Below are 18,732 nucleotides of genomic sequence, written 5' to 3' on the forward strand. Positions count from 1 at the left end.
AGGTCCAGCCGCTCCTCACGCTGGGAGCCGCCGATGATCTCGCCGATGCCGGGCACCAGGCAGTCGGCGGCGGCCACCGTCTTGCCGTCGTCGTTGAGGCGCATATAGAAGGCCTTGATCTCCTTGGGGTAGTCGGTGACGAACACGGGACGCTTGAAAATCTGCTCGGTGAGGTAGCGCTCGTGCTCGGTCTGGAGGTCACAGCCCCACTCCACCTTGTAGTCGAACTTGTCGTTGTTCTGCTTGAGCAGCTCCACTGCCTCGGTGTAAGTCACCCGGCCGAAGTCGGAGGTGGCCACATGCTCCAGCCGCTCCTTCAGGCCCTTATCCACAAAGGAGGAGAAGAAGTTCATCTCATCGGGGCACTTCTCCATCACCGTGTTGATGATATACTTAATCATGGCCTCGGCGGTATCCATATAGTCGTTGAGATCGGCAAAAGCCATCTCGGGCTCGATCATCCAGAACTCAGCGGCGTGGCGCTGAGTGTTGGAGTTCTCCGCCCGGAAGGTGGGGCCAAAGGTATACACATTGCCAAAGGCCATAGCAAAGTTCTCGGCGTTCAGCTGGCCGGACACGGTAAGGTTGGCCTTTTTGCCAAAGAAGTCCTTGGAGTAGTCCACCTGGCCATCCTCAGTCTTGGGCACGTTGTTCAAATCCAAGGTGGTGACCTGGAACATCTCGCCGGCGCCCTCGCAGTCGGAAGCGGTAATCAGCGGGGTCTGGGCGTACACAAAGCCCCGGTCCTGGAAAAAGCAGTGGATGGCATGGGCGGCCACAGAGCGCACCCGGAAGGTGGCGGAAAACAGATTGGTGCGGGGCCGCAGGTGCTGGATGGTCCGCAGGTACTCCACACTGTGGCGCTTTTTCTGCAAGGGGTAGTCGGGGGTGGAGGTACCCTCCACCTGGACCTGGGCGGCCTTGATCTCCAGGGGCTGCTTGGCCTCGGGGGTGAGGACCACGGTGCCGGTGACAATGAGGGCGGCCCCCACATTCTGCCCGGCGATCTCCTTATAGTTGTCCAGCACGTTGGCGTCCAGGACCACCTGCAAGTTCTTGAAGCAGGAACCGTCGTTGAGCTCCACAAAGCCGAAGGTCTTCATATCCCGGATGGTACGGGCCCAGCCGCAGACGGTGATCTCCTTGCCGCCGAACTGCTCCTGGTCCGCGAAAATCTGTGCGATCTTGGTGCGTTCCATGTTCTCATTCCTCGATTCGTAAAAATTGGTCTCAGTGGGCAATAGTATATCATTTTTTGCTGGTTTTGCAAGGGGTTGCAGGCAATTCCCCCGGCAGCAGCTCCCCAAAGACCCGTTTTTGCCGCTCTGCGGGGCTCACCGACCGGTCCCGGAACTGGTAGAGCCCCCAGCCCAGGGCCGCCAGAGCGGCGGCCAGGGCATATTCCAGACCGCTGAGGGCGCCGGGGCTGACTGGAATCAGGATGTTTCCCGCCAGAAACACCGAGGCCAGCACCCCCAGTACCGCCGTCACCCGTCCGCCGGGCATGGAAACCGGGCGGCGCAGGTCGGCGCGGGTCCGCCGCAGCCACAGCACCGCTCCGAAGGATATGACCCACATGACGATGGTGGTAAGGGAGGCCACGTTGATAAAGGGAATGAAAAACAGCTTGCCGGTAAAGGGGGTGAGCACCACAAAGGCGGCGGTAAAGCAGATACACCGCACCGGTGTGCCGTACTTGGGGTGGAGAACGGCAAATTTGGGGGACACCAGGGCAAACCGGGCCAAGCCATACAGCATTTGGGCCGAGGAATAGAGGGTGGAGTTCATCACCCCCACCGCCCCTACAAAGGCGGTGACCAGGAACAAAAGCCGCACCCAGGGCAGGCCGGTGATAGCCACCAGCACATCGGCAAAGGGTGCGGTACGGCCCACCGCCTCCCGCCAAGGCATACAGCCCGCCACGGCGGTAGACACCAGGCACAAAATGCCGGTGACCAGCACCAGACAGGTGATAAGGGCCGCCCCCGCCTTTCTGGCGGCGGGGCCGGTAGCGTCGGCGGCGGCTTTGGACACCGTCTCCCACCCGGCCACCGAGAACACCAGCAGAGACAGCAGAGAGGCCGAGCCGGCAAAATCAAACTCCATGCCCCCGTCAGAGGCGTATATTGCCGGGTCAAAGTGGACAAAGCACACCGCCAGACCGATGGCGCACATGACCAGCAGCACCACGGTAGCGATTTTGGCCAGGGATGCGCACACGTTGGCCCCCTTGATCTGGACCCACAAAATGGCTCCCGCCAGAGCCAGCTGGAGGACCAGGTTAGGCAGGGTCACCGGAAATTCCCCCACATGGTAGAGCACCGCCGTCTCTTTCAGCACGGGGAACAGCTCGTCCAACAGAGAGATGGCCGCCAGATCCACCCAACAGAACACAATGGTATTCATTAAAATACCTGCCCAGCCCACGGCGAAGCCGCCCCTGGGGCCGAAGGCGGCGTAGGAGTATACCACTTCGCCTCCCGGCAGGGGAAACATGGGAATGGCCTCCATGTAGGCAAAGGCAAAGGGCAGCTCAATGACAACGCACAGAAGGAAGGCCACCGCCAGGTTCAGAGGGCCTCCCGCCGTGTCCAGCCAGGTACCGGTGAGCAGCAGCCAGCTGGTACCCAGCATACAGCCGATGCCCATGGCCACCAGGCCGAAAAAGCTGATGGACCGGCTTTTCGGTCGTTCCATGTCTCTATACTCCCTTCCCCCTGCTTATTGGGACAAAAACCCCTGGATCTGAGCGTTGAGGGCCTCCAGGTCAGGCTCCGGCACCGGGTCGCTGGTGAGGCCGTAGCTCTGCTTGACCGACAGGATGCGGTAGACGCTCTCGTCCAGCCGCTCCTGGGAAATGCGGCCGGTCTCCACCGCCTCCAGCAGGGCGTCCCGGGCGGCCGTCAGGTTGTCCGCCCCATGGCACACCAGCAGCAGGTCGCACCCGGCCTCTACCGCCATGACGGCGGCCTCCCCCATACCGTATGTATTGGAAATGGCCCCCATGGTCAGATCGTCGGTACACACCATCCCCTCATACCCCATCTCCTGCCGCAGCAGGCCGGTAACCACCTTGGGAGACAGAGAGGCGGGCAGGTCCGGGTCGATCTGGGTCATAAGAATATGGGCCACCATAACGGCGGGGGCGGGGTCCATCTTGGGTTCCCCCCAGTATTCCCCCGAAAGGGCCATATCGAAGGGGACCAGCTCGCCCTGCCGCAGATCATCCAGGGTCTTGTCCACCACCGGCAGGTCCACATGGGAGTCGGTGTTGGTATCCCCATGGCCGGGGAAGTGCTTGACCACCGGCACTACGTTCCCCGCCTCCTCCATGGCCTGTACCGCGTAGAAGCCAAAGTCGCTCACCGTCTCCCAGTCTCCGCCAAAGGCCCGGTCCCCGATGACTGTATTCTCCGGGTTGGACCAGATATCCAGACAGGGGGCAAAGTCCAGATTGAACCCGAAGGCGGCGCACTCCGCCGACAGCAGCGTGCCATAGGCCGCCCCCATCTCGTTCCAGTTTTCGCTCTGTCCCACCTGTCCGGCGCTGGGGGTGCGGTCAACCTCCGGGGGCATCCGGTCTACCCGTCCCCCCTCCTGATCCACCCCCAGGAAGAGGGGCACCGCATCGCCATTCAGCTCCTTCAGGCCGTTGGTCAGCTCCACCAGCTGACTGGCGCTCTCCACATTCCGGCCAAAGAGGATGATTCCCCCTACCTGGGCTGTCTGGATGGCCTGAACGGCGTCCTCCCCCGGCTGGGTCCCTTCCATCCCTGTCACCAGCAGCTGGCCCACCTTCTGCTCGGTGGTCATAGTCTCCATCTGCTCCGCCACCGGGTCCGGGGTGGGGGTGGGTTCCGGGGTAGCGGTTGGGGCGGCGCTGGGCGCGGCCGCTGGGGTTGGGGTCACGGCGGCGGGGGCGTTCTGTGCGCACCCCGCCCCCAAAGCCAATACAACAAAGGACAGTACCAGAGCAAATATCCGTCTTTTCACCGTTTCCGGCCTCCCTTCCGCCGTTTGGGCACATGCATGGCCCGCCGTTTGCCCCCTTTTCTCCGGGGCTGTTCGGTCTGCTCCTTCTCTCTGGGGCGCTCCCGCTGGGGTACCGTCGTACCGCCGGGCAGGATAAAGTCCACCTGTCCGCTGACCGGGTCGGCGGCGGCACATTCCACCTCCAAGGCCATGCCGAAGGTGTACCGGCCGCTGCCGTTGTCCTCCAACAGGGTGAGGTGGGCCTCATCAAAATGCCAGGGGCCGCCGGGCAGGGCCTCCGCAGGCAACAGGCCTTCCACCCCACCGGCCACCGACACGAAAAGGCCAAACCGGGTGACTCCGGTGACCACACCGGCGAAGATCTCTCCCACATGGCCCGCCATAAACTCGGCCAGGTAGCGCTTTTCGATCTCCCGCTCGGCCTCCTGGGCAGCCAGCTCCCGCTGGGAGGAGTGGACGGCGGCCCGCTGGACAGCGGCGGTCAGTTTCTTCTCCTGTCTGTCCAGGGTACCGTCCAGCAGGGCGGTGAGGATACGGTGGACCATCAGGTCGGGGTAGCGGCGGATGGGGGAGGTGAAATGGCAGTAGTATGGGGCCGCCAGGCCAAAGTGGCCCAGGTTTTCCCCGTCATACCGGGCCTTCATCAGGGAGCGGAGCACCATCATGGACACCGCCCCCTCCTCTGGTCGCCCCTTGGCCCAGTCCAGCAGCTTCTGAAGGGCGTGGCTGTCGGTCTCCTTCAGATCATAGCCCAAGGGGGCCACCAGGGTACGCAGGGCCTCGCTCTTATCATTGGAGGGCTTTTCGTGGACCCGGTAGACACAGGGCTTTTGCAGCTTGTTCAGGTGCTCCGCCACGCACTCATTGGCCGCCAGCATAAAGGATTCAATGAGCTTCTCGCTCTCCCCCTGCTGCCGCAGGGCCACAGCCACCGGCTTGCCCTCCCCGTCGCAGATCACATAGCTCTCGCGGGTCTCCAGGTCCAGGGCCCCCCGGCTTTTCCGCCGCCGTTCCAATACTTTGGCCAGGGCGGCCATGTCCTGCAACATGGGCAGAATGTGGCCATACCGCTCCGCCAATGCCGGGTCCTCTCCGGCTAACAGCACGTTGCAGTCCTCATAGGTCATTCGTTCAGCGGAGCAAATCGCCGACTTCTGGATGGTGTAGTCTGCCACCGTTCCATCGGGGTTGAGGGTCAAAATACAGGACAGAGCCAGCCGGTCCACCTGGGGATTCAGGGAACAGATGCCGTTGGACAGCTCCACCGGCAGCATGGGCACCACCTGGTCGGCAAAATAGACCGAGGTCCCCCGCTCGAAGGCCTCCAAGTCCAGCTGGGAGCCCTCCCTGACATAGTGGCTCACATCGGCGATATGCACCCCCAACACCCAGCGGCCCTGCCCATCCCGCTCCAGACTCACCGCATCGTCAAAGTCCTTGGAGGATGCCCCATCGATGGTAATAATAGTCTTGTCCCGCAGGTCCAGCCGCCCTGCCAGGGCGGAGGGCTCCACTGCCTGGGGCACCCGTTCCACCTCCGCCAGCACGGCGGGCGGAAAGGCCCGTTCGATATCGTGGGTGTAGAGGATGGCCTCCACAGCGCTCTCCCGCCGGTCCGCGGGGCCGAATCGCTCCTGCAGGGTGCCCATAGGGACAGTCTTGCCGCCGCCGAAGCTGGTCATAGCCACGGCGGCTCGCTCCCCCGCCCGCACTCCTTTCCGTTTGGTAAAGACCTGAATGGGGCCGGGCAGCTTGTCATTGTCGGGCCGCAGCCAGAGGGTGTGGTCCTTTCGCTCCAGCACGCCGGTGACCGTCTTGTTGGCCCGCTCCAGCACCTGCGTCACCTTGGCCACCCGGCGGCCCGCCGACCGATCCTCCTCAATGACGCTGGCAGCCACCTTATCTCCATTCCAGGCCCCGCCGTTGGCCCGGGGCGGGACGAAGCAGTCCTCTCCCTCCTCCGGGATCAAGAAACCGAATCCCCGGCCGCTGGCCTGGTAAATACCAATCAATTCTTGTAATTCTTTCATAGATGATTCCTTTCTGTGTTCACTTTCGATTATTATACCCCCTTTTTCCGTTCTTCTCAACAAAAGATAAGAACCCTCCGACAGCCCTGTTTTCCTACCAGTTCTGTGCCAGAAAGACAAGAAGATTCTGGAGAAACCGGGGTGCGCCGGAAGCCGCCGCCCGGATGGCGGCTTCCACTGCCGCCGGGTCTGCATTCGGCCCAAAGGTAAGGGCACCCTCCGCCGCCTGGCCGATGGCCAGCGGGGCATGGGCCGAACCGCCGATGGCGATTTCCGAGGCAATCGCCCCGCCCCCGGCGGCGTACATGCCCAAGGCGCCGCCCCCCATGGCAAACAGGCCCACGGCCCCGCCGCCCAGGGCAATGAGCCCCATGGCAAGCCCCCCGATGGCTAGGCCGCCCACAGCCCAGCCCCCCAGCGCAAAGAGCAGGCCCAGAGACAATCCACCCACGCTGAACAGTCCAAAGGAAACACCGCCCAGCGCCACCACGCCCACCGCATAGTTGCCCACGGCCAGAATGCCCTTGGCAATCCCAATCCCACGGTGTCCAAAGCGGATATGGACCAGGGGCAGTCCGAAAAGGGTACGCTTGCTCTTGTACTCATACTGATAGCAGGTATAGTAGTTGTTGACGATGGTGGTGGGAGGCTGTTCCGGGGCAGTCTGACGCTCCTGCCCGGTGACCAGGTAATCCAGCGACACATTGAAGTACCGGGCCAGGGCGGCCAGGTTGTCCAGGTCGGGCCGTGAGGCGCCTGTCTCCCACTTCTGCACTGCTTGCCGGGATACCCCTAAAAGCTCTGCCAGCCCTTCCTGGGACAGTCCGGTTTTTTTCCTCAACTCATAGAGCCGCTGCTGAAATTCCATTTCCAACCCTCCGAAACAAAGAATGGTCAATGGCCCTTGACGGAGTCCAGCATAGCAAACTACAGCCGGCAGCGCAACCTAAAGTGAGATACAATTTGACAACTGCCGGTTGCATTCGCCTTTTTCACAACAAAAAACGCCCTTCCGAAAACCGGAAGGGCGTTTTTATTCGCTTTCTCAGAGCAGGCAGATGACAAAGGTCAGGATCATAAACCCGATGGCCACCCACTTGGTCATCTTGGCCAGCTTGGCGTCCCAGCTCTTGGCCTTGTTCTTGGCCAGGAAGGTGTCGGCCACACCGGCGATGGCGCCGGACAGACCGGCGCTCTTGCCGGACTGGAGCAGCACCACGGCGATGAGGAACAGGCAAGCTGCCACGTCGATAATGCTCAGGATCAGCTTCGGAATCACGCTACATCGTCCTTTCGGCCCCGGGGACGGGGCAATCTCCACGCTATGTTTGGGCGCACGAAAGCCGCGCCGTCTCTTACACGTAAGAGAAATAATAGCACAGATGAAGGCCGATTGCAAGGGCTTTTTGTATTTTTTACGCCGCTGCCCGCAGGATTCGGCGGCTTCCCCAGCAGGTAGCCAGGAAATAGCCTCCGTACACCGCCACCAGCAGCAGAGCAGTCACGGCGCTTGAGGCGGCGGCGTCCACCCGGCCCACCTCCGCGATGACGGCGTTGGCGGCGGTCATGCCTACCACGGCGTGGACCAGGGCCAGAGCCAGGGGCAGGAAAAAGGCCAGAAAGACTTGGATATCCACCGACCGGCCCCGCATTTTTTCCGAAACTCCCAGCCGGGAGAGGACCTGATAGCGCCCGGCGCTGTCGGCGGCCTGGCTGAGCTGCTGAAGGGCCAGCACTGCCGCCGAAGCCACCAGAAACACCACCCCCAGATAGAGGCCGATGAATAGCACCAGCACTTTCGTACCCATCAGGTCCATCCAGATGGACTGCTTGGTGGTGTACTGATAGCCGCCGGTATCGGGAATGTAGCCCGCCGCCTGGAGAAACAGCTGCTCTGCCTCATTGGGATCTCCGGCATAGTCGGCCAAAAAGTACCACCGGAGCGCGGTCAGCCCCGCCCCCTCTCCGTCTACGATCCGGGCGCCCCAGCTCTCCAGAAAGGCGTCGGCCGGCTCCTGCCCCCAGGCGGACACGTAGGCATCGTAATCCTGCTGGAGCAGACAGGGTTCTCCCGCCTCGTTCTGGTACAGGGGAAAGGTGGTCCAGCTGCTGCACTGCTGTTCCGGGTCAAAGCCGCCTGCCTCCAGTGCGGCGGCCAAATCCAGGGTGTCTCCCTCTTCCTCCGGCCAGGCAACAAGCTCCACATCCTGGAAGATGGTCTGATCTGCCATCTGGCTCACGGTGTTATTCAGGCCCACCGAGGTGGCGGTGATGCCGATGGCCAGCAGCAGCATCAGGCAGATCACCGTCATAGACCGATAGGTGGTGTTGATGCTGGCGTTGAACTGCCGCAGAATAAACATGTTCAGATTTTTATAGTAGAGCTTTTTATTGCTCTGGCACAGCCGCAGCAGAAAACCGGACAGGGCCCGGAAAAACAGCAGGGTCCCCAGGCTGCCCAGGCCGATCATCACCCAAAACAGGCCGTCCACCCGCAGCAGCCCCCGGGTGAGGAGCATGGCATAGGCCACCACCAGCAGGGCGCACCCCACCAGAAAGAGGACCACCGACATCCCCAGGCTGCGGACCTTCAGCTCCTGATTGACCCGCCGGGCCCGCAGCAGGTCAATGAGCTTCCGCCGGGAGACGGTAAAGGCGTGATAGAGCATCACCAGCAGGAAGATCCCCACAAAGGCCAGGATGGTACGGAGCAAGGCGGGCAGAGATACGCTGAATTGAAACTCTGTCTGGGGAACGGCAAACAGCCCAGCGGTAAAGACCGACAACGCCTGGGACAGCACCACGCCCAGGGCCAGTCCCACCGCCAGGGCCACCAGGGCGGTAACCGCCGTCTCGGCCAGCAGCAGCCGGGCCACCTGCCACCGCTCCATACCCAGCATCAGATAGGTGCCCATCTCTCTGGACCGGCGGCGGACCAGAAAGCCGGAGGCATAGAGAATCAAAAAGGCCAGCACGAACCACACAAAGACAGACAGCACCCCGATGAGCTGCTGAATGGCCCCCACCAGCTCCTGCCGCTGATGGGATGACAGATAGCGGATGACCGTCTGGGTCTCCAGGGCGTTGAACACATAAAACAGGCACACGCCGAAGGCCACAGTGAGGAAATACACCCCATAGTCCCGGAAGCTGCGCCCCACATTTTTGACCGCCAGCTTAGAGAACATCGCTCTGGTCACCTCCCAGCTGGGTCACCACGCCGATGATCTGCCGGAAAAAGTCCTTGCGGTCCTGGTTCCCCCGTTCCACCTGGGCAAAAAGGGACCCATCCTGCAGGAACAGAATCCGGTGGCAATAGCTGGCGGTAAAGGCGTCGTGGGTCACCATGAGAATGGTGGCCTGCCGGAGCTGATTCATCAGCTCAAACCGTTCCAGCAGCAGCCGGGCGGATTTGGAATCCAAAGCGCCGGTGGGCTCGTCAGCCAGCACCAGGGCAGGCTCGGTAACGATGGCCCGGGCCGCCGCCGTCCGCTGCTGCTGGCCGCCTGACATCTGGTAGGGGTATTTGTTCAGACAGTCGGTGATCTCCAACAGCTGGGCGGTCTCCCGCACCAGGGCGTCCACCTTTTGGGCCGGGGTCTTGCGGATGGTCAGGGCCAGAGCGATATTTTCATAGGCAGTGAGGGTGTCCAGCAGGTTGCAGTCCTGGAACACAAAGCCCAGCCGTTCCCGCCGGAACCGGGAGAGTCCCTTCTGCTTCAGGGTGGTAATGTCCCTGCCCTCCACCCAGATATGCCCCGCCGTAGGGGTATCAATGGTGGAAATGCAGTTGAGCAGCGTGGTTTTTCCGCTGCCCGACGGGCCCATAATGCCTACAAATTCCCCCTTTTCCACCGAAAAATCCACATGGTCCACCGCATGGGTGACCGTGCCTTTGCCATAGTCCCGGCAAAGGCCCTCTACTTTCAGGATCTGCTCCATCTGTATGCCTCCTTCTCAGATTGTATATAGCATACCAGATCCATCTTAAAAATTTCTAAATACCCTCTTACCCTTTTGTGAAACTGGAAAGCCGCCGTGGAAAACCGACTTGATTCGGCTCCCACGGCGGCTTTGCATTTGGTTTGATCTTCAGGTTTGCCCGCTCAGCCCAGCTGACACAGGGCGGCGGCCGTCTTGGCGGCCAGACGGGCGTTGTTGAACACCAGCTGGATATTGGAGTCCAGGCTGTCCCCGCCGGTGAGCTCCTTTACCTTGGCCAGCAGGAAGGGGGTGGTGGCCTTCCCGTGGATGCCCTGGGCATTGGCCTGGGCAATGGCCTCGTCGATGGCCTTGTTGATAATGTCATGGTCCATGGCAAACTCCTCGGGGATGGGGTTGGTCACCAGCATACCACCCTTGAGGCCCAACGTCTGGGAGACGTGGAAGGCGGCGGCCAGCTCCTCCGGGGTGTCCATGCGGTAGTCCACCTCAAAGCCGCTCTTCCGGGTATAGAAGGCGGGCAGCTCCTTGGTGCCGTAGCCGATGACGGGCACGCCGTGGGTCTCCAAATACTCCAGGGTCAAGCCCAGGTCCAGGATGGACTTGGCGCCAGCGCACACCACCATGACGGGGGTGGAGGCCAGCTCCTCCAGATCGGCGGAGATGTCCATGGTGGTCTCGGCCCCACGGTGGACGCCGCCAATGCCGCCGGTGGCGAAAATCTGGATGCCCGCCATGTGGGCGATCATCATAGTGGTGGTAACGGTGGTGGCGCCGTCAGCCTTTTGAGCCACCAGCACCGCCAGGTCCCGACGGCTGGCCTTGGTCACCGCCTGGCCCTGCTTGCCCAGATACTCGATCTCCTCCACGGTCAGTCCGGCCTTCAGCCGTCCACCCAGAATGGCGATGGTGGCGGGCACCGCGTCGTTCTCCCGGATGATCTGCTCCACCTTCAGGGCGGTCTCCACGTTCTGAGGATAGGGCATACCGTGGGAAATGATGGTGGATTCCAGGGCCACCACCGGGCGGCCCTCCGCCACAGCCTGGGCCACTTCAGGGGCTACGTCCAGATACTTGTTGAGATTCATGTTGCTTCCCTCCAAATTGATTGTAATCGGTATCCTGTATTACGCTTCCATTCGTTTTTTGAGCAGTTGGGCGCTCATGGACGGATTGATGGTCTCGCCGCTCTCCATGGCGATGGCACCCGCCGCCATGGCGGCCCTGGCGGTGCCCTCCAGGTCGGTACCTTCCAGATAGGCCCAGGCAATGGCCGCCATACCCGCGTCCCCGCAGCCGGTGGTGTTGACCATCCGGCCGGGACAGCAGGGCACGTGGAGCCGCTGATGGTGGTCAGCAGCCAGCATTCCATCTCCCCCCAGGCTGATAAACACCCGCCGCAGGCCGGTTTCCAGCAGGGCGTCGGCCGCCGCATGCAGGCTGGCCTCGTCGGTGATGGTGATGCCGGAGAGCAGCTGGGCCTCCAGACGGTTGGGCTTGAGGGTATGGAGCTTGCCCAACACCGGCCGCAGCTTTTCCGCTTTGGCAGTAGACACCGGGTCGGCAAAGATGGGCAGCCGGATATTGTCGGCCAGCCAGGCAATGGACTGGGCCGGAATGTTGGTATCTACCACCAGCAGCTGGGCATTTTGCAGCAGCCGGGACCGCCCTGTCAGAAAAGCGGGGGTTATATGGTCATAAATCTCCATATCGCTGACGGCTAAAGCCATATCCCCCTTGTGGTCCGCGATAAACAAATAGGTGGAGGTAGCACCTCCCGGCACTGTCAGACACTGGCTGATGTCAATACCCAGCTCTCCGCAGCTGGCGGCGATGCGCTGGGCGTTGAGATCGTCTCCAAAGGCGGTGAGCAGCCGCACATCTACCCCCAGCAGAGCCATATTGTGGGCAATATTCCGGCCCACGCCCCCCAGGCTGGTACGCACCTGTCCCGGGTTGGAGTCCTCCGGCACCAGCTCGCCCAGAGACCGCCCGCCAATATCCAGGTTGACCCCGCCCACCACCACTGCATAAGGGGCGGTGCGGACAATATAGCCCTTGCCGGCAATGTGTCCCTGCTTCATCAGGTTGGAGATGTGGACCGCAACCGACGACCGGGTGATACCGGCCTTGTCGGCCAGCTCCTGCTGGGAGATCATGGGATTTTCCTCGATCCATTTGAGGATCTGCCGTTCCCGCTGGGTCATGGGGCACCTCCTAAGCATTTATCTATATACTAATCTTATGCTTATATTCTCCTCTTGTCAAGAGACAATCAAAAGGGGTTACCCCGCCTGGATCTGGGCAGCCACAGTGTTAAGCACTTCCTGGTGAGTCTGGTCAAAAATGTGGGTGTACACCCGCCCGGTAATGGACACATCCTTGTGGCCCAGAGCTTTTCCAATATCCACCAAAGGTACTCTGGCGCTGTTGGCCACGCTGGCAAAGGTGTGGCGCAGGCCGTGGACGGTGATCGGGGGCAGATCATGCTCCTCCACAAACGCCCGGAAGGCCACAGTCACCATGTTGGGATGCCTGGGGGCGCCTTTGTTGTCGGTGAGGACATAACCGCTGTCCACATAGTCGGGGCACTCAGCGGCTTGCTTCAGCTGTTTGGCCCGGGTAGCCCGGAGCAGCTGGATCAAATCATCCAGCCCTGCGATACCCAGGGTGCGAATGGAATTCTGAGTCTTGGGCTCCTTTTCCACCACTCGCTCCCCAGCGGTGGTGCGGGTCACGCGGATGCGGATGACCCAGTGCTCAAAATCCACATCTTTCCAGCGTAGGCCGCAGATTTCCCCCCGGCGCAGGCCCAGATAGGCGCCCAGCTTGACCACCGGCTCCAGCCAACAGCCCTCCACCGCCCGAAACAGGTCCCGCAACTGCTCCGGGGTGTAGAAAAACTGCTTGGTTGGGTGCTCCTTGGGCGGCTCCACCCGGGCGACGGGATTTTCCTGCAAAATATGCTGCCGGTAAGCCATCTGAAGGGCGGTGTGGAGCAGAATATGGTGCTTATGGATGCTGTTGGGGTCCAATTTTCCCTCCCGCAGCTTGTGGGCGTAATATTTTTGAATATGCCAGGCCTCCAGCTGCTGAACCCGGAGATCCCCCAGGATGGGGTTGATGTGGTTTTTGATGATCCCCCGATAGCAGTAATAGGTGGTATAGGCTCGATTGGGTGCCACAATCTCCTCCAACCAGTAGTTCAGCCACTCTTCTACGGTCAGCAGCCGGCAGTCCCGGGGCAGTTCGGTGCTGTTGCCCCTCTGAAACCGCTCCAGGGCGGCCTCTGCCGACTCCTGATCTACAAAGGTGCGCACCCGTCTGTCCCGGCGGCCCCTGGAATTTGTGCCGTAATTAAACACCGCATAATATAAATTTTTCTGATCGTCATAAGCTAAATTTTTTTTGATTGTCTTTCGTGCCATGGTTAGCCCTCCCCTTGTCGTAATTGGTCGAATTTGAACTTACTGCCTATTCTGTCAGGGTTTTTCTCTACCGTCAATGCCCCCCTCCCCCCACTTTTCCTTGAAAAATGGCTACCTGCTGGCTACCGGTAGCCAGCTCCATCCCGGTAATCCCTTGCTGTACAACAGGTTTTCATTTTTCTAAGAGTATGTTCCCTCATCTAGACCAGGGTCGAAAAAAAATAAGGAGGAATTCCCAATGAGAAACCTCAAGCGGACTCTCAGTCTGGTTCTGGCCGCTCTCATGCTGATGGGCATGATGGTAGTCGGCGCCGGTGCTGCGGGTGTTGACGACTTCTCCGATAAGGATGAGATCGTCAACAAGGACGCCGTTTCCATGCTCACCATTCTGGGCGTGATCAACGGCAAGGAAGATGGGTCTTATTATGCCCCCAAGGATAATGTGACCCGTGCCGAGATGGCTAAGATGATTGCCACCATCCTGAACCAGGGTGCTGATGTCAATGATCTGTACGCCAACCTCGAGACTGGCCTGACTGACATCGACAACAGCTGGGCCAAGGGCTACATCAACTACTGCTACAGCCTGGGCATCATCGCCGGCCGTGGCAACGGCACCTTCGACCCCACTGCCCCTGTTACCGGCAATGAGGCCGCCAAGATGCTGCTGGTGGCTATCGGCTACGACCCCGAGGTTGAGGGTCTGACCGGTGCTTCCTGGGCCATCAAGACCACCTCTCTGGCTTCTACCCTGGGTATCTTTGATGACCTGACTGCTCCCACCGCTGAGAACCTGAACCGTGACAACGCTGCTCTGCTCATCTACAACGCTCTGGACGTTGAGATGATCCAGAAGTACGAGGACGGCTATGCCATGATCTTCGAGGATCACCGCACCCTGCTGTCCAACAAGTACGGCGTGTACAAGGTCGAGGGTATTGTGACCGCCAACGAGTGGGCTGAGCTGAATCAGACCAACTCCGAGGCCACTGCCAAGACTGGCAAGACCACCCTGGATCATGTCAAGGTGTACGCTTCCACCACCTCCAACACCACTGTTGCTGAGTACGTGGAGGAGAAGGAGCCTGTGACCTTCAACGTGTCCACCGACGTGAGCATGCTGGGTAAGGCTGTCACCATGTACATCAAGAAGACCACCGTTCTGGCCAACTCCACCGTGCTGGGCGTGACCGTGGACGACAAGGTCAACGTGATCGAGGGCACTGTGGCCAACAGCAGCAAGGTGACCGACCTGCTGAAGGGCACCGGCCTGTCCGTGACCGACGACACCGAGTACTATGTGAACTACGGCTATGAGACTGCTTCCAAGGCCGCTGAGCTCATCAGCGACTACGATTGGACCAAGACTGCCAGCAAGTTCAACATGAACGGTGTTGACGTGAAGCTGATCGACAACAACAACGACGGCGACGTGGAGTACGTGCTGTACATCCGCGAGACCCTGTCCAACGTTGTCCGCACCAACACCAAGGACGAGACCGTCACCATCAACGTGCCTGTTGTGGATGCCAACGGCATTCTGACCACCACTACCAGCAAGGCCAGCACCACCACTCAGGTTCTGGACAACGCCGACGTGGTGACCAGCATGGAGCTGGCTGCTGACGACCTGATCCTGTATGTCCAGTACGGCGGCCGTACTTACATCACCGAGCCCACCATCGTGACCGGCACCATGACCCGTGTGGATCGCGACCAGGCTGAGGAGCTGTACATCACCGTGGACGACGGCGAGACCTACAAGATGTCCTACATCCGTGAGGTCGAGTCTCAGGTGGACGCTGACATCACCCGCTTCTACATCGAGAACGCCGGCCAGAGCACTGGCGCCAAGTTCGACACCAAGTACGACTTCATCCTGGACTCCAACGGCTACATCGTGGCCTTCCGTCCTGCTGAGGATGTGGTTGCCAACTACGGCCTGGTGATCGGTTCCGCTTGGACTCAGAACGCTCTTACCAAGGCTGGCGAGGTCAAGATCCTGCGTGCTGATAACGTGGAGCAGACCTACACCATCGACTGGAAGGCTTCTGACGACTGCTTCACCAATGGCGAGACTGGCCTGGAGAACTATCTGGGCACCCGCGACGTAAACAATAACATTGGCGGTACTACCACTGGCAACAACCTGAACAATGCTGCCGGTACCGTGATTGAGTACTCTCTGACCGAGGACAACATCCTGACCATTGAGAACGTCCTCAACCTGAACGGCCTGACCGCTGGTAAGCTGACTGTGGCCAGCAACGGCGATCAGAGCAAGATCACCATCGACGACAACAGCAAGGCTGTTGCCAAGATCGACTCCTCCAACCCCAATTTCCCCGCCAACCTGCAGTACAATCTGAACAGCAAGTATGAGAACGGCAACGGCTACCTGAACGTGAATGTGAAGGGCACCGCTGTCCAGGAGACCTTCGCCATTGACAAGAACACCATCGCTTTCTACTATGACGTGAAGGACGACGGTACCGTGAAGTATGGCGTGGCCACTGGCTGGGAGAACATGGGCGATGTGGCTGCCAATGTGGATGCTCAGGTCTATCCTGTCATCACCAAGAGCGGCGGCCAGTATGTTGCTTCCTCTCTGGCTGACGTGGTTCTGTTCAACGCTGAGCTGACCACCAACACCGCCAACTACATGCTGGTTCTGAACGCCAACGCTGTTGACTCCAAGAACCTGGAGCTGAACGTTGTCTTTGAAGACGGCACCACCGCTGCTATCACTGTTTCTAAGTCTGACTATGGCACTGCCTTCGGTACCAACGCCTCCTTCATGAAGGCTTACAAGTACGGTGTGGACGGCAACGGCAAGTACACCATCGACACCACCAGCGCTATTGCCGCTAAGCCCGCCGCCCTGCTGCAGAACGGCACTGTGGATGTGAACGGCACCTACCTGACCATCCTGGGCAACACCAACATCTGGGATGTCACCGATGTTGACAGCGCCAATGATGAGGTCACCACCGGCAGCTTCGACTATGTCAACAAGAAGTGGGCCGTGGTTGTTGACACCAACAGCGGTAAGACCATGAAGACCGCTTGGGTGTGGGATATGGACAGCGACAACATCTATGGCACCAGCTGCACCTTCGACTGGAACCTGACCAACTATGAGACTGTTTGGGCTACCGGTACCATCTATGACTACATGCAGCTGGCTCAGGCTCTGAACAGCGGCAAGAACGTCCGTGTGGTTGGCAACCTGACCCTGACCTACCCCCTGAACATCCCCGCTGGTATCACCGTTCAGGTGGAGGGCAACCTGACCACTACTGCTACTAACAACGTGACTGGCCAGGGCAACCTGCGCGTCTACGGCACCTACTACGCCAACTCCAACATCGTGGTTCCCACCCAGGTTCTGGCTCTGGAGACCGCTGATAACATCTCCATCAAGGCTGATACCCATGTGTACAATAGCGCCACTCTGGGTGCTACTGTTACCAACACTGCCACCAACACCATTGACACCGGCGTCCACTTCTGCTCTCGCAACGGCACTGTTGACGCTTGGAACTACCTGGTAATCAACGGCCACTATGAGTCCAACGATACCATTCTCAACGTTGGCGGCGAGATCAACAGCACCAATACTATGATCGTCTTTGGTAACCTGACCATCAAGAGCGGTACCCTGACTGTGGGTAAGACTGCTGCCGGTAACCTGGTTATGGCTGGCAACGGTACCATCTCCGGTAACGGTACTCTGCAGGTTGGTACTGCTGGCACTGTGGACGGCAACGTGACCCTGACCACCGGTTCCGCTGTGAACATGGCTGGCAGCGTGATCGTGGATGCCAAGGGCACCATTTCCCAGAACTATGTTTCCGGCAAGACCCTGACCGCTGGTTCTGTCACCATCAATGGCGGTACTGTGAACGTGCCCGGCAGCATTGTTGCCAGCACTGGCAGCGTGGTCATCGGCGCTAACTCCCATGTGACCGTGACCGGCACCATCAGCGCCCCCAACGGCGTTGTCTCCATCTCTGACGGCGCTACCGTTGAGACTGGCTCTGAGAGCGGCAAGCCCGGCACCGGCCTGGCTCTGGGCAGCCTGACCGTGAAGGGCCAGAGCATTGCTGTCAGCGGCTCCGACCTCTATGTCAACCTGAGCTATGCTGCTGCCAACAACACCAACAGCGTTGCCTTCGCTTACTCCCTGGCCAATGACACCACCAATGTGACTGTGTCCATCCGCGATGAGCACAACAACGCAATCGTGGGCAACACTGGCACCAACGCTCTTTCTACCGGCGTTTACACCATCGTGCTGTCCAGCCCCACTGCTGATGCTGTCACCTACAGAGTGCATGTCACTGTGGGCGATGCCATTAAAGACACTTCTCTGACCAGCATCACCGTGAAGGGCGTGACCGCCTCCAAGGTGGACGATAGCACTGCTAACGGGAGCGAGGAGCACCCCATCAAGTATGAGGTCGAGCTGACCTACAACCTGGCTTGGGATACTGTGGCCACTCAGCTGTCCATCGTAACCAAGGAGTCCTCTGCTACCGTGGCAAACTTCAAGGCTGGTACCACCAATATCGCGGACATCACCGATGCCGACGCTGACAAGACTGGTACTGTTGCCGCTGGTTTTGTAACCTTCTCTGTGAAGGCTGACAAGCGGAATGAGACTTTCTACCAGCTGGAAGTCAAGGTGAATGACAGCAAGAAGGTCACCCTGAACACCACTGTTGACTCCAGCAATGTGACCCTGAGCGCCTACAAGGTTTCCGGCGATACCAAGTTTACCGCTGTTGCCGGCAACATTGAGACCGTCTCCAACAAGGAGATGTTCCTGCAGTTCAACAATGTTGGCTATGAGGGCCTGAAGGTTTACTATCAGATCCTTAGCGCCGGCGCCATTGCTGATGAGAAGGCTTGGGTGGAGCTGCCTGCCAATCCCGACGGCACCTACACTCTGACCACCACCATCCTGGCTCAGGCCGAGGGCAAGACCATTGTCCTGAAGGCTGAGGCTACCACTCCCATGGTGCAGTTCACTGTTAAGTCCAGCACCAACGTTATGGTCAACAATGTGCCTGTGAGCGGCAATTCTCTGTACGTCTCTCAGAACAGCACTGCGACTGTCAGCGTGAAGGCTGGTGAGAAGGTCAGCTTTAACGGCGCTACCTATCAGTATGTCAAGGCTGAGAACGGTTACGACATCTACAACGTGACCTTCGGTACTGTCGATGCTTCTCTGACTGTTGGCTAAAAATTGCTGACTCTTGATTGTAGATAAACTGCAATCAAAGGACCCCCGGGTTTCCCGGGGGTCCTTTTTATGTTTGATGCAATTTATAGCT

The 18,732-nt window shown here is 59.8% G+C and carries 12 protein-coding genes; 1 reads left to right on the top strand and 11 read right to left on the bottom strand.

Features of this window, described 5'->3' with window-relative positions; translation table 11 throughout:
- The 11 genes from asnS to Q0J75_RS06495 all read right to left on the bottom strand — a co-directional run.
- Positions 1–1,199: asparagine--tRNA ligase (asnS, locus tag Q0J75_RS06445; RefSeq protein WP_297198410.1), on the bottom strand; the 1,199-nt coding region annotated here is incomplete at its 3' end.
- Positions 1,200–1,248: 49 nt separating this feature from the next.
- Complete coding sequence (locus tag Q0J75_RS06450) at positions 1,249–2,697, bottom strand: APC family permease (protein WP_297198413.1); 1,449 nt, start codon at positions 2,695–2,697, stop codon at positions 1,249–1,251.
- A 24-nt stretch (positions 2,698–2,721) separates the two neighbouring features.
- Complete coding sequence (gene nagZ, locus Q0J75_RS06455; protein WP_297198416.1) at positions 2,722–3,993, bottom strand: beta-N-acetylhexosaminidase; 1,272 nt, start codon at positions 3,991–3,993, stop codon at positions 2,722–2,724.
- Entirely contained in the window at positions 3,990–6,218 is a 2,229-nt protein-coding gene (gene rnr / locus Q0J75_RS06460) for a ribonuclease R (protein WP_297198488.1), read from the bottom strand. The genes nagZ and rnr overlap by 4 nt, the downstream gene beginning before the upstream one ends.
- Positions 6,118–6,891: a helix-turn-helix domain-containing protein gene (locus tag Q0J75_RS06465; RefSeq protein ID WP_297198419.1), complete on the bottom strand. Its 774-nt coding sequence runs from the start codon at positions 6,889–6,891 to the stop codon at positions 6,118–6,120. Before Q0J75_RS06465 ends, rnr begins: the two co-directional genes overlap by 101 nt.
- A gap of 177 nt (positions 6,892–7,068) precedes the next feature.
- Positions 7,069–7,299, bottom strand: coding sequence for a preprotein translocase subunit SecG (secG, locus tag Q0J75_RS06470; RefSeq protein ID WP_297198492.1), 231 nt, complete (start codon positions 7,297–7,299; stop codon positions 7,069–7,071).
- 139 nt (positions 7,300–7,438) lie between these two features.
- Entirely contained in the window at positions 7,439–9,211 is a 1,773-nt protein-coding gene (locus tag Q0J75_RS06475; RefSeq protein WP_297198424.1) for an ABC transporter permease, read from the bottom strand.
- Positions 9,201–9,965: an ABC transporter ATP-binding protein gene (locus Q0J75_RS06480; RefSeq protein ID WP_297198427.1), complete on the bottom strand. Its 765-nt coding sequence runs from the start codon at positions 9,963–9,965 to the stop codon at positions 9,201–9,203. The genes Q0J75_RS06475 and Q0J75_RS06480 overlap by 11 nt, the downstream gene beginning before the upstream one ends.
- 164 nt (positions 9,966–10,129) lie before the next feature.
- Entirely contained in the window at positions 10,130–11,053 is a 924-nt protein-coding gene (locus Q0J75_RS06485; protein WP_297198430.1) for a pseudouridine-5'-phosphate glycosidase, read from the bottom strand.
- A 39-nt stretch (positions 11,054–11,092) separates the two neighbouring features.
- Entirely contained in the window at positions 11,093–12,172 is a 1,080-nt protein-coding gene (locus Q0J75_RS06490; protein ID WP_297198433.1) for a PfkB family carbohydrate kinase, read from the bottom strand.
- A gap of 78 nt (positions 12,173–12,250) precedes the next feature.
- Entirely contained in the window at positions 12,251–13,393 is a 1,143-nt protein-coding gene (locus Q0J75_RS06495) for a tyrosine-type recombinase/integrase (protein ID WP_297198436.1), read from the bottom strand.
- Positions 13,394–13,631: 238 nt separating this feature from the next.
- On the opposite strand from Q0J75_RS06495, the gene Q0J75_RS06500 reads away from it, so the two are divergent.
- Positions 13,632–18,641, top strand: coding sequence for an S-layer homology domain-containing protein (locus tag Q0J75_RS06500; RefSeq protein WP_297198439.1), 5,010 nt, complete (start codon positions 13,632–13,634; stop codon positions 18,639–18,641).
- The last annotated feature ends 91 nt before the right edge of the window (positions 18,642–18,732 follow it).

Origin of the sequence: uncultured Flavonifractor sp., assembly GCF_944385615.1 — a bacterium.
Classification (GTDB): domain Bacteria; phylum Bacillota; class Clostridia; order Oscillospirales; family Oscillospiraceae; genus Flavonifractor.

Excerpts from the sequence above, each read along its gene's own strand:
- Q0J75_RS06450 (WP_297198413.1), bottom strand. The coding sequence starts at position 2,697 with ATGGAACGACCGAAAAGCCGGTCCATCAGCTTTTTCGGCCTGGTGGCC.
- rnr (WP_297198488.1), bottom strand. The coding sequence starts at position 6,218 with ATGCAGACCCGGCGGCAGTGGAAGCCGCCATCCGGGCGGCGGCTTCCG.
- Q0J75_RS06465 (WP_297198419.1), bottom strand. The coding sequence starts at position 6,891 with ATGGAATTTCAGCAGCGGCTCTATGAGTTGAGGAAAAAAACCGGACTG.
- Q0J75_RS06475 (WP_297198424.1), bottom strand. The coding sequence starts at position 9,211 with ATGTTCTCTAAGCTGGCGGTCAAAAATGTGGGGCGCAGCTTCCGGGAC.
- Q0J75_RS06480 (WP_297198427.1), bottom strand. The coding sequence starts at position 9,965 with ATGGAGCAGATCCTGAAAGTAGAGGGCCTTTGCCGGGACTATGGCAAA.
- Q0J75_RS06485 (WP_297198430.1), bottom strand. The coding sequence starts at position 11,053 with ATGAATCTCAACAAGTATCTGGACGTAGCCCCTGAAGTGGCCCAGGCT.
- Q0J75_RS06490 (WP_297198433.1), bottom strand. The coding sequence starts at position 12,172 with ATGACCCAGCGGGAACGGCAGATCCTCAAATGGATCGAGGAAAATCCC.
- Q0J75_RS06495 (WP_297198436.1), bottom strand. The coding sequence starts at position 13,393 with ATGGCACGAAAGACAATCAAAAAAAATTTAGCTTATGACGATCAGAAA.
- Q0J75_RS06500 (WP_297198439.1), top strand. The coding sequence starts at position 13,632 with ATGAGAAACCTCAAGCGGACTCTCAGTCTGGTTCTGGCCGCTCTCATG.